9 protein-coding genes and 1 other annotated feature are annotated in these 12,610 nt (G+C 32.7%); all 9 genes read left to right on the top strand.

Annotation, left to right across the window (positions count from 1 at the left end; all coding sequences use genetic code 11):
• Positions 1 to 93 precede the first annotated feature (93 nt).
• A complete protein-coding gene (locus FMG_RS06920) occupies positions 94 to 1,779 on the top strand; it encodes a hypothetical protein (RefSeq protein WP_012290983.1) in 1,686 nt (561 codons plus the stop codon).
• Between the two features lie 2 nt (positions 1,780 to 1,781).
• Complete coding sequence (locus FMG_RS06915; RefSeq protein WP_012290982.1) at positions 1,782 to 2,387, top strand: ABC transporter ATP-binding protein; 606 nt, start codon at positions 1,782 to 1,784, stop codon at positions 2,385 to 2,387.
• A gap of 167 nt (positions 2,388 to 2,554) precedes the next feature.
• Positions 2,555 to 5,083 (top strand): ribonucleoside-diphosphate reductase subunit alpha, encoded by a 2,529-nt coding sequence (locus FMG_RS06910; protein ID WP_012290981.1) that lies wholly within the window; start codon positions 2,555 to 2,557, stop codon positions 5,081 to 5,083.
• A 5-nt stretch (positions 5,084 to 5,088) separates the two neighbouring features.
• Complete coding sequence (locus FMG_RS06905; RefSeq protein ID WP_002837102.1) at positions 5,089 to 6,156, top strand: hypothetical protein; 1,068 nt, start codon at positions 5,089 to 5,091, stop codon at positions 6,154 to 6,156.
• Positions 6,157 to 6,256: 100 nt separating this feature from the next.
• Positions 6,257 to 6,507: a binding site (T-box leader), on the top strand.
• 51 nt (positions 6,508 to 6,558) lie between these two features.
• Positions 6,559 to 7,563, top strand: a complete 1,005-nt coding sequence (locus FMG_RS06900) for a methionine ABC transporter ATP-binding protein (RefSeq protein ID WP_002840091.1) — start codon at positions 6,559 to 6,561, stop codon at positions 7,561 to 7,563.
• Positions 7,563 to 8,219: a methionine ABC transporter permease gene (locus FMG_RS06895; RefSeq protein ID WP_002837139.1), complete on the top strand. Its 657-nt coding sequence runs from the start codon at positions 7,563 to 7,565 to the stop codon at positions 8,217 to 8,219. The genes FMG_RS06900 and FMG_RS06895 overlap by 1 nt, the downstream gene beginning before the upstream one ends.
• Before the next feature lie 11 nt (positions 8,220 to 8,230).
• Positions 8,231 to 9,058 (top strand): MetQ/NlpA family ABC transporter substrate-binding protein, encoded by an 828-nt coding sequence (locus FMG_RS06890; protein ID WP_012290980.1) that lies wholly within the window; start codon positions 8,231 to 8,233, stop codon positions 9,056 to 9,058.
• Positions 9,059 to 9,081: 23 nt separating this feature from the next.
• Entirely contained in the window at positions 9,082 to 10,197 is a 1,116-nt protein-coding gene (locus FMG_RS06885) for a 5-methyltetrahydropteroyltriglutamate--homocysteine S-methyltransferase (RefSeq protein ID WP_012290979.1), read from the top strand.
• Positions 10,198 to 10,494: 297 nt separating this feature from the next.
• A complete protein-coding gene (fusA, locus tag FMG_RS06880) occupies positions 10,495 to 12,552 on the top strand; it encodes an elongation factor G (protein WP_012290978.1) in 2,058 nt (685 codons plus the stop codon).
• Positions 12,553 to 12,610: the final 58 nt, after the last annotated feature.

Genomic DNA, 12,610 nt, shown 5'->3' with positions numbered 1-12,610 from the left:
AAACGAAATATCACAATAAAATAATTTGCATAAAAGCTACATATTAAATAAGTAAAAATATATCAAAAGTTTTTAAAATTTTAGGAGTTCGATATGAACGAAAATGTAGAATTAATCAAAACTAAAGAGATAAATTTCCTCAAAGAATTGGATAATTCTGTCATTAGATTTAGGCACAGCCTTCCTCATCACAATGACAATCTTCTGAATAAGGTTCTTGTGGAAAAGTTCATCGCTCAATCCAAGATTGATTTTTATGATGAATACAAAAGTTTATCTTCTCAATACAATTACATATACACTAAGAATAAGCTTGTTGAAGAAAGATGCGATGAAATTATTCGAATTTTTCAAGACATGGAAAATGATATGAAGTTTTTGGATGATTCTATTAAAAATTCTGGAGATATTGAAAGAGGTTTTAATTTTAGATTTTATTTGAAAAAAATCGCAGAGAGTTACAAGTTCTCCATGGATAATTCGAGAGATATCGACAAAAAAAGTAAAAGAGCTCATCTTAAATCAAAAAATAAGAGAGAGTTTATTATTAGTGAGTATTCCAAAGATCGAGTGTATTTGAATAGTGTTAAAAGAAGTTTGAAGCAAGTATACAAGAAGAAAATCAACACTGAGGTGAAGAAACTCAGTCGTGATTTGTACGATTTGAGAAAAAACATGAAGGTCAATCCCAAAGATTACGATACGAGATTTAAATTGATGTATCTCATTCCAGGTGTTGGGCAGCTTCAATTCAACCAACTTTACAAGTTTCTGATTATGATTGGAATTTTCTTGGTTGGTGTTTTCGTTCTTATCGGAGACTTTAAGATTGATAAGGTGGATGAATTTGTAATTGCGGTGCTTGTGGTTTTGGAGATTATCAATATAATAAATTACAAGAAAATCGTGAGGAATATTAATAAAGGAATAAGACCTAATAATTTCAGGGAGTCGATTATTAATATTAAGTTAAAAATCAGAGGATTTTTTGTTGATAATACGAAGCTTATTTACTGGATATTGTGCGGTATTATTGGTGCTTTCAATATTTTCGTAGTTATCTCAACTATTATAGGAGAGGATTTGACTTTTGTTCTGAAAAATTACGACAGATTTTACACGCACTTTGATGTGAAGATAGTCATTGCATGTGCTTTACTTAGTGTGATGGTGTTTTCAATTGCGGAGATTTTTTCTTTAATTGTGTGGAGAATTTTTTCCAGAGTAGACAAGGAATTGAATCTTTTGATGTGTGTATTGTCAATCTTATCATTATTTGTGTTGTTGATATTTCCAAATGATTTCTTATTTACGAAGATATTTGGAGTGTTTGACCAATACGTACTTCACGATCAAAGTTTGATGCTTATTTTCTGGTTGACTTTTTGGCTACTTATCGGGGCAATTACAGCTTTCAATGTGTATTCGATGCAAAAGATTGGATTTTTCTCTAATAATATCAACTATTTGATGCACAATGACGATATGAATAAATTTGAATATTACAGGTGGGTAGTGTTTCCGATTTATTCTAATAAGATTAATTTGATTACGATTTTGTTGAATTTCATTGCGTTTTATGTGATGTTTTGTTTTACGGGTGTGTATTTTGATCACATGATTGATATTTATAATGAGAATGCCATGGATGTTTTGGTATTTTATATTAGAAGATTGGACAGCAATTATTATTATGTGATTGGATTTATAATTGTGGCGATATTTTCGATTATTAATTTGTGCTGGGATATTATCACTAAGATTAGGGTTAGAAGGTAGTTATGAATATTGTATTTGAGAATTATAGTACTAATTATTTTGAAAGTTTAAATGGAGAAATCACACAAAATTGTCAGATTTTTTCAAATAAAATAACTTTGGACAAATTCATAGCGGTGTTAATGAATGTAAAATACGCAGATGGAAAGATGTTGATAGATGATGAGCTTGTAAACAATGTTATTTCGAAGTATCGAGGATTTTACGTTGTGGACGAGTTTATGTTGTATGAGCATTTGAATGTTTACGATAATTTGTCTTTGGTGTTACGTTCGACGAAGATGAGCCCTGTGACAATTTACAGAAAAATCGAGATTTTGAATGAAAGTCTAAATGTGGATTTGGATAATAAGTTAAGAGAGTGTGATGAAGATACTATCATCAAACTTTTTTATGCGAAGGTTATGCTTTCTGACAGTCGTTTTGCAATTATAAAAAATTACAATAATTACACAAAAATTTTTTCCAAGAAAAATTTAAAAAAACTAACTGAAATGTTTGATGAGAAAAAAATAAACTACATTATTTTGTGCGAAAAGAAGAAAAAATTAGTTGATGATTTGCCGATTTTAAAGCTGGGTAAGAGTAGTATTTCTGTTGTAAAATGATGTGAACGTTCTATTAAAATTATATATTTTTAGATTTTTGAAAATATTTTATTATATATTTTCAGTGTTATTTCCGATCGATTTGTGGTAATATTTAATAGGAAATTATACTATAAATTGTAGTTGGATTTTCATAATCCACTATATACGCGATAAAGGGAGTAATAATGGAAATAAAAAAGAGAGATGGCAATATTGTCGATTTTGACAGATCGAAGATAGAATTAGCCATGAAAAAAGCTTATGCTTCGGTGGGAATTTACGCAGAGCAAAATGAACTTGAAAGTATGGCACAACAAATTGAAAATACTATTGTGAACAAGTATCCAAAAAATCACGTGGTTACTGTGGAAGAGATCCAAGATTTGGTGGAACTAACTTTGATTGATCACGGTCAATACAAGGTTGTAAAATCATTTATTTTGTACCGTGCAAAACACACAACAGACAGAAAAGTTATCGAAGAATTCGAAAAATTCATTACAGATGATGATGTCATTGAAATTATTAGATACATTCAAGAACATTACGATTCTACTAGATATTCTATCGAGAATTTGTATTTGAAGTTTGAATCGTTTGTTAAGCCTAATTTGTCACAATACGATATGGTTAATTTATTGTCCAAGGCTTCTGGAGAGCTTGTTAGCAAGGAAGCACCAAATTGGGAATATATTGCATCTTTGTTTATGAATTACAATTTGAAACAAAATATTAAAAAGTTAGAAATCCAATACGATCTTCAAGATTTCAAATCCAAGATTAAGTTTTTGGATGAGAGGGGATTGTATGGTTCATATATTAGAGAAGTTTACACGGATGATGATATTGACGAATTAGAAAAGTACATGGACGATGAAAGGGACAAATTATTCACTTTCAGTGCATTGGATTTGATTATCAAAAGATATTTGATTAAGACTCATGACAATAGAGTTATAGAATCTGCACAAGAGATGTTCATGGGAATTGCGATGCATTTGGCACTTAAAGAAAAGGATAGAATTCATTGGGCAAAGAAAATTTACGATAATTTGTCCAAACTAAAAGTGACTGTGGCAACTCCTACAATGAGTAACGCTAGAAAACCATTCAATCAATTGTCCAGTTGTTTCATCGACACTGTTCCTGATACGTTGGAAGGAATTTATCGTTCTATTAATAATTTCGCACAAGTTTCTAAGCATGGCGGAGGAATGGGATTGTATTTCGGAAAAGTTCGTGCAAATGGTTCTGACATTCGTGGCTTCCAAGGTGTTGCAGGTGGGGTAATCAGATGGATAAAACTTGCAAATGATACTGCTGTTGCAGTGGATCAATTGGGAGTGCGCCAAGGTTCTGTTGCGGTGTATTTGGATGTATGGCACAAGGATATATTGGAATTTTTGCAACTTAGAACAAACAACGGCGATGATAGAATGAAGGCACACGATGTGTTCCCTTCTGTTTGCTATCCTGATTTGTTCTGGAAGATGGTTCGAGATGATATCGACGGAACTTGGTATATGTTTGATCCACACGAAATTTCCGTGAAAAAAGGATATAACTTGGAAGATTATTACGGGGACGAATGGGAAAAAAGATACAACGAATGTGTGCTTGACGAAAGTATTTCCAGACGTAGCATTAAAGTTAAAGATTTGGTAAGACTTATCATAAAATCATGGACAGAAACTGGAACTCCATTCACATTCAACCGTGATACTGTAAATAGAATGAATCCAAATAAACACAAGGGAATGATTTATTCATCTAATTTGTGTACAGAAATTATGCAAAATATGAGCGAAATTCATTCTATAAGTGAAAATATAGAAACAGAAGACGGAGACGATATTATCGTTACGAAAACAAAACCGGGAGATTTTGTTGTGTGTAATCTTGCATCTCTTGTTTTGGGAAATATCGACGTGAACAATGATGAAGAATTAGAAGAAGTTGTGGAAACGGCTGTAAGAGGACTCGATAATGTTATTGATTTGAACTTCTATCCATTGGAATACGCAAAGTACACTAACAAAAAATACCGTCCAATTGGACTTGGAACGAGTGGATATCATCACTGTTTAGTAAAAAATAATATTATGTATTCAGATGTTGAAAAACATTTGGAATTTGCAGATAAATTGTACGAAAAAATCAATTACTACGCGATAAAAGCAAGCAATAAAATCGCCAAAGAAAAAGGATCTTACGAATATTTTGAAGGTTCTGATTGGGAAAATGGAGAGTATTTCAAATTAAGAGATTATAATTCTGAAAAATGGAATGAATTGTATCACGATATTAAGAAAAATGGAATGAGAAATGGATATTTGATGGCAGTTGCACCAACTGGTTCTACATCTATAATCGCAGGGACAACTGCAGCAGTGGATCCAGTAATGAGCAGATACTTCCTTGAAGAAAAGAAAGGCACGATTGTTCCACGTGTTGCGCCAGGACTTAGTCCACAAACATTCTGGTTGTATGAAAATGCACACGAATTGGACCAAAATATAACTGTAGATGCTACAAGTATCAGACAACGTCACATCGACCAAGGTCAATCCGTCAACATCTACATCACGACTGATTACACGATGAGAACAATATTAAACATCTACGTCAGAGCATGGGAAAAAGGAATCAAATCCATCTATTATGTTAGAAGTAAATCATTAGAAGTGGAGGACTGCGATAGCTGCAGCGCATAATTTTTATGAAAAAATTATTATCAATAATGTTGAGCTTTGCACTTATTTTAGGTGTAACGGGTTGCAACAAAAAACAAGAAAAAGTTGAAACAAAAGCTCCTGTAGAAAAAGTTCAACCAAAAGACGATTTGAATGGCAAAAAGCCAAGTGAAATTGATCCATCGATAAATTACGATGAGTATGTGGATTCAAAGGATAAATTAATCAAAGTTATCAAAAAATTACACGAAACTCGTGGCAAACAAGAGCTTGTATTCTTGGGAAATGACAAATCACAAGTCGAAAATTTCATGAGTGAATACGACAAGAACGATAAGAAAACTGCCGAAGATAATTTGGTAGTTGGCGATATGAAATTTGTGAAGGATTCTTCTATTGGTAAGCCGATTTTTTCCATGAAATTAAAATCAGTTTTAAATGAAGATTTCAGAGATAAGCCTTATAGCTTGGAATTCACTTACAAATACATTGACAAGTTAAACGAGTTAACGAAAAAAGTAAAAGCCGAGGATGATTTTGAAACGGTGAAAAATTTGGCGAAAGTTTTGATTGACGATTACAGATACGATCCACAACTTTCATCTACATTTGGTTGCGATTTGCTTTTAAACAAAGAGGGAACTTGTAATTCATTCAGTGAACTTGCAAATGATGTGTTAAATAATTGCGGAATTTATTCTGAAATTTGGTGGGTGGATTCAATGCCAGACGATGTGTTGGACAAAGTATCCAATCCGTACAGGAATCATTCAATCGACAGAGCAAGATTAAATGGCAAGATGTATTTCTTGGATTTTACTCACTCTACGATTTCTCATAAAAACGCAAAAGACTACGGATTTCAAAATAGACCAAAACTTATCATGGAGATACTGCCAGAAGTAGAACGTGGCAAAAACCAATTGTACACTGGATACTCAAAAGTTCGTGAACCTATTTTGGTTAACAAGGGTTTTTGCGATGGACATTACAGTATAGATAATCCTTACGCAAAATATTCCGATCTTGGATTGGGTTGGACAACTTACGATAAATTATTGGATAATTTACGCAAAAATCCGTACTTTAAATAGAAAAAACAAAGTTTGTAAAAATTTTTTCAAAATAATTTCAAAAAAAGCTTGACAAAAGATTTTTGAGCGTGTATTATATATCCATAAGCAAAACAAATAAACATTAACGTTGATAAGAAGAGTAAACGATGAATGCTTTTACAGAGAGTCTCAGTTTGGTGGAATGAGATAAAGAATAGTTGTTGAAAATGGTCTTGGAGTTAGAAAAGTCGAACGGCATTTGCTTTTAAACTTTTCCGGTTGCATCCGATATCTTGTGCTAGGTATGAATACGTACTGAATAATGAGAAAATGCATATGTATATATGTATTTAAAAATAAGGTGGTAACGCGGATATATTCGCCCTTATGTGATGAATGTCACATAAGGGCTTTTTTTTATTATAAAAATGAGGTGAGAGTATGATTGAAGTATTAAATTTGAAGAAAACTTTTAATACAAGTGAGAAAGAATTTAATGCAGTTGATGATGTAAGTTTCAAAGTTGATAGAGGTGAAATTTACGGAATAATTGGTTTGTCAGGAGCTGGCAAATCGACACTTGTTAGACTTTTAAATAGATTGGAAGAACCGACAAGTGGAAAGGTAATAATAGATGATGTTGACATAACATCGTTGAAGCAAAAGGAATTATTGGAAGCAAGAAAAGAAATCAGCATGATTTTCCAACATTTTAATCTATTTAATCAAAAAAATGTCTACGAAAACATTGCTTATCCATTGAAGCTTCAAAACATTCCAAAAAATGAAATAGAAAAGAGAGTTAACGAATTATTGGATTTCATTGGACTTAGAGACAGAGCAAAAAGCTATCCTAGCCAATTATCCGGTGGACAAAAACAAAGAGTTGCGATTGCAAGAGCATTATCCACAAATCCTAAGGTGATTTTGTCAGATGAATCTACAAGCGCACTTGATCCACAAAACACTCAACAAGTTTTGGAGATATTGAGAAAATCAGTAGACAAATACAAAACGACGATAATAATGATAACTCATCAAATGGAAGTTGCAAAAGATGTCTGTGATAGGATTGCAGTGATGGAAAATGGAAAAATCATCGAAGAAAATTCTGTAGAAGAATTATTCAAAAATCCAAAAACAGATGTTACTAAAAACTTCATAAGAAAACTTATCGAAGAGGATGAAGAAGAGATAATAACTGACGATTTTAAGGGAGATGTCGTTAGATTAACTTACTCAAAGAAATCCTACAACAAACCATTATTATCACAAGCAGCGAGAATTTCTGGAATAGATTTCAGTATTATATCTGGAAATATCAACAAACTTCAATCCACAGGAGTTGGATACACAGTTGTTGAACTTATTGGTGAAAAAGAAAATATTCAAAAAGCGAAAGACTTTTTGACAGAAAATGATATTAGAGTAGAGGAGGTTAAATAATGGATGATTTATTACATTTGGTATTAGAAGCCACAGGCGAAACATTGTACATGATTTTAGTTAGTACGTTTTTCACAATTTTATTTGGCCTTCCATTGGCACTTATTTTATATACAACTGGACAATCTGGACTTAATCCAAAACCAAAACTATACGCGGTGTTGGATGTAATAGTTAACATTACAAGATCATTTCCATTCATCATATTGATGATTGTATTACTTCCACTTTCGAAGTTGATCGTAGGAACAAAAATAGGAACATCAGCATCAATAGTTCCATTGACAGTCGGTGCAATTCCATTTTTGGCGAGATTATTCGAACAAGAATTCTTGAATGTGGATAGAGGAATCATTGAAGCATCCAAATCAATGGGAGCTAGTAATTTTAACATATTGACAAGAGTGTTGATTCCAGAATCATTGCCACAATTGGTATTGGCAATAACAAACTTAATGATCACATTGATTGGATATTCTGCAATGGCAGGAACAATCGGTGGAGGAGGCTTGGGAGCCTTGGCGAAAAGATACGGCTACGACAGGTTTAACACAGAAGTATTATTGTGGGCAGTAGTTGTAATTATAATCTTGGTTGAAATTGTACAAATATCAGGTACAAAAATTTCAAATAAATTAAACAAAAAAAACATATAGGAGTGGTAAAAATGAAAAAGAAAATTTTATTAGTAGTATTGGCATTAGCATTGGTATTAACATCATGTGCTAAAAAAGAAAGCAAAAAAGAAGACGGACAAAAAACAAGCACAGACAGTAAAAAGGTTGTGATTGGAGTATCTCCAGCACCTCACAAAGAAATAGCAGAAAAAGCAAAAGAAATCTTAGCAAAAGAAGGAATAGATTTGGAAATCAAAGAATTTGATGATTATGTAACACCTAACACATCACTTCAAGAAAAAGATATCGACTTGAATTTTTACCAACACATTCCTTACTTGGATAACTTCAACAAGGAAAGAGGAACAAAATTAGTATCATTGGGAGCAGTTCACTTGGAACCAATGGGAATATATTCTAAAAAATACAAATCTTTAGATGAATTAAAAGACGGAGACGAAGTTATAATTCCTAACGATGCTACAAATGGAGCCAGAGCATTAAAAATATTAGAAGACAACAAAGTAATCAAATTAAAAGAAAATGCAGGATTAGAAGCTACTGAAAAAGACATTGCAGAAAATCCTAAAAACTTGAAATTCACAGCTGTTGAAGCAGCAACAATTCCAAGAGCATACGAAGACGCTGCAATTGCTGTAATCAATTCAAACTTTGCATTAGAAGCAAAATTATCACCAAAGAAAGATGCTATTGCAATCGAAAAATCAGAAGGAAACCCATTTGCAAACATCATAGCTGCAAGAGAAGAAGACAAAGACAATGAAACTTACAAGAAAGTATTACAAGCTTTCGAATCAGACGAAGTTAGAAAATATATCGAAGAAAAATTTGATGGAGAAATAATTCCAGCAAAATAGGAATAATTAGGGGGAGATTGAAAATGAGTTTACACGTACCATTTAGATATGACTATGTAGGTAGTTTCTTGAGAAATGAAAAATTATTAAAGGCAAGATCAGAATACGAAAAAGAAATTATCACAAAAAAAGAATTAACAGAAATAGAAGATGAATGCATCAAAGAATTAATCAAAAAACAAAAAGAATTGGGCTATCACGTAATAACTGATGGAGAATTCAGAAGAAAAAGCTGGCATTTGGATTTCTTCTGGGGACTTAATGGGATTAAAAGAGTTGAACTTAGCCATGGATACTACTTCCATGGTAAGGAAACTTATCACACATCTGTACAAGTTGAAGGAAAAATCACAGGAGAAAATCATCCATTTGTAGAACATTTCAAATTCGTAAGACAATTTGAAGATGACAATACAATTGCGAAACAAACAATACCTGCACCAGCACAATTACTTGTAGAATTATTCAGAGAAGATAATGCAAAGATAACTAACGAAATCTATCCAGATTACGAAAAGTTGGAACAAGATATTGCGAAAGCTTACAAACAAGTTATCAAAGATTTGTATGATGCAGGATGCAGAAATATACAATTTGACGATTGTACATGGGGAATGTTAGTAGATTCTGATTATATCAACAGAAAATACGGCGAAGCAGTTTCATTAGATGATGAAGCTAACAAATATTTGAGAATAAATAATTTAGCACTTGAAGACAGACCAGAAGATTTGACAATAACAACACATGTTTGCAGAGGAAATTACGAATCAACTTATGCAGCAAGTGGTGCATACGATAAAATCGCACAAATTTTATTTGCACAAGAAAACGTAGATGCATTCTATCTTGAATACGACGATGAAAGATCCGGCGGATTTGAACCATTAAGATACGTTTCGAAAGATAAAAAAGTTGTTCTCGGACTTATCACTTCAAAAAGAGGAGAACTCGAAGACGAAGATGAAGTCATTGCTAGAATCCACAAAGCATCTGAATTCATATCTCTTGACAGATTGTGTCTAAGCCCACAATGCGGATTCGCATCTAACGAAAATGGAAACATATTAACAGTTGACCAACAATGGGAAAAGCTAAAATTAATCAAAAAAATAGCTGAAAAAGTTTGGGGAAAATAAGCAATCATATCTATCTCATTTTTATAAATTGCAGGCAATGAAAATTGCCTGTAATTTTTTGTGTATTTAGACAACGAAAAACTTTAGGAATAGTTTTCTGAAATTTAATAATATTTTTCAAAATTGTTAGGATTTTTGATTTTTGGGTATATATATTTTAATAATATAAGAGAAACATTGCGGTCATTTTGCAAACGATATTATTAATATTGTGTGGCAAATTTACTTATCAATTTGCATATAAAACTATGCAATAAAAATGCAAATGTTTTCTTATAAATAATAGGAGGCACAATTATGAAATCTTATCCAACAAACAAAATTAGAAATCTTAGCTTGGTTGGGCATAGCGGAAGTGGAAAAACTCAACTCACTGAAGCATGCCTATACTTAACAAATGTGATTAACAGAGTCGGAAAAGTTGAGGACAAAAACACAGTTTCTGACTATTCTAAGCAAGAAATGAAGAGGGGTATTTCTATATCCAGCTCTGTTATTCCAATCGAACATAATGACATAAAAATCAATTTCATAGACACTCCGGGCTATTTTGATTTCGAAAGAGAAGTGTATCAATCACTAAGAGCATCCGAAGCAGCACTTATAGTTATCGATGCTGTTAATGGTATAGAAGTAGGAACAGAAAAAGTTCTTCGCTACACTCAATCAATAGATCTTCCAAGAATTATTTTCGTAAATAAAATGGAAAAAGAACACGCTAATTTCAACAAATGCGTGAGTGATTTGCACATTAAATTTGGAAACAACATTATTCCATTTACATTGACTCTTGGAGAAGGTGAAGACTTCAAGGGAGTTATCGATGTTATCGATAAAAAAGCATACGAGTACAATGGTTTCGAATTCAAAGAAGTTCCTATTCCAGAAGACAGAGTGGATGAAGTTAATGTCGTATTTGATGAAATTTGTGAAGTTGTCGCTCAAACAGACGACGATTTGATGGAAAAATATTTCAACGGAGAAGAATTTACACACGAAGAATTCAAAAAAGCTTTGGTATCAGCATTACTTGAAGGTACTTGCGTACCACTTATCGCAGGAAGTGCGCTTACAGGAATTGGTGTTGATGTTTTATTAGAAATCATCGAAAAATACATGCCAACACCAGATGACGAAAGAGCAAAATACGGATTCAGACATGCAGATGATAAACAACGTAAGTTCTCAGTTGATGAACCAATGAGTGCAGTTGTATTTAAGACAATTGTGGATCCTTTTGTTGGAAAGATTTCGATTTTCAAAGTTATTTCAGGTAAAATTACGAAAGATACTTTAATATATAATTCAAGCAAGGAAGTTGAAGAAAAACTTGGAGATTTGTTCTTTTTACGTGGTAAGGAACAAATCAAGACTGATGAAGTTCACGCAGGTGATATCGGTGCAATTAGCAAATTAGTTGAAACAGAAACTGGAGATACTATTTCTGATAAGAATGATCCAACTGTTTACAAACGTTTGAAATTAAAACCTGCAACATTATTCTTTGCAATTCAACCAAAATCAAAATCAGATGACGATAAGATTTCAAGTGCATTAAACAAATTGCAAACTGAAGATTTGTCATTTGTATCTGAAAGAAATAATGAAACTAAGCAATTATTAATCGGTGGACGTGGTAATGTTCAACTTCAAGTAATGATGGACAGATTAAAAGATGAATACCAAGTAGAAACAGAAGTTGTTCCATTGAGAATTGCTTATCGTGAAACTATCAAAGGCAAATCAGATGTAGAAGGAAAACACAAAAAACAATCTGGTGGTGCAGGACAATTTGCGGATGTATTCATTAGATTTGAACCATTGACAGATTCTGAAGAAAACTTCGTATTTGAAGAAGAAGTATTCGGTGGAGCCGTTCCTAAGAACTTCTTCCCAGCAGTTGAAAAAGGTTTGGAAGAATCCTTGGAAAAAGGACCATTGGCAGGATATCCAGTAGTTGGTGTCAAGGCAATACTTTACGATGGAAAATATCACCCAGTAGATTCAAACGAAATGGCATTCAAGATCGCAGCCCAAATCGCATTCAAAAAAGGTATCGAAGAAGCAAAACCAATTTTATTAGAACCTATTATGAAAGTTACAATCAAAATCCCTGAAGAATACATGGGAGATGTAATGGGAGATATGAACAAACGCCGTGGTAAAATATTGGGAATGGAATCTGACGAAGACGGTAACCAAGTAGTAATCGCAGAAGCTCCTCACAAAGAATTGTTCGAATACTCAATAGATTTGAGATCAATGACTCAAGCAAGAGGAGAATTTGAAATGGAATTTGTAAGATATGATGAAGTTCCTTCAAATGTTACAGAAGAAATAATTAAAGAACAATAAAATTAGAGATGCCCTTATCGTGTGATAGGGGCATTTTTTTTGTGAGAAGTTTATCTGT

This window comes from Finegoldia magna ATCC 29328, assembly GCF_000010185.1.
Taxonomy (GTDB): Bacteria; Bacillota; Clostridia; order Tissierellales; family Peptoniphilaceae; genus Finegoldia; species Finegoldia magna_H.
This window is presented reverse-complemented; position numbering and strand designations above follow the sequence as displayed.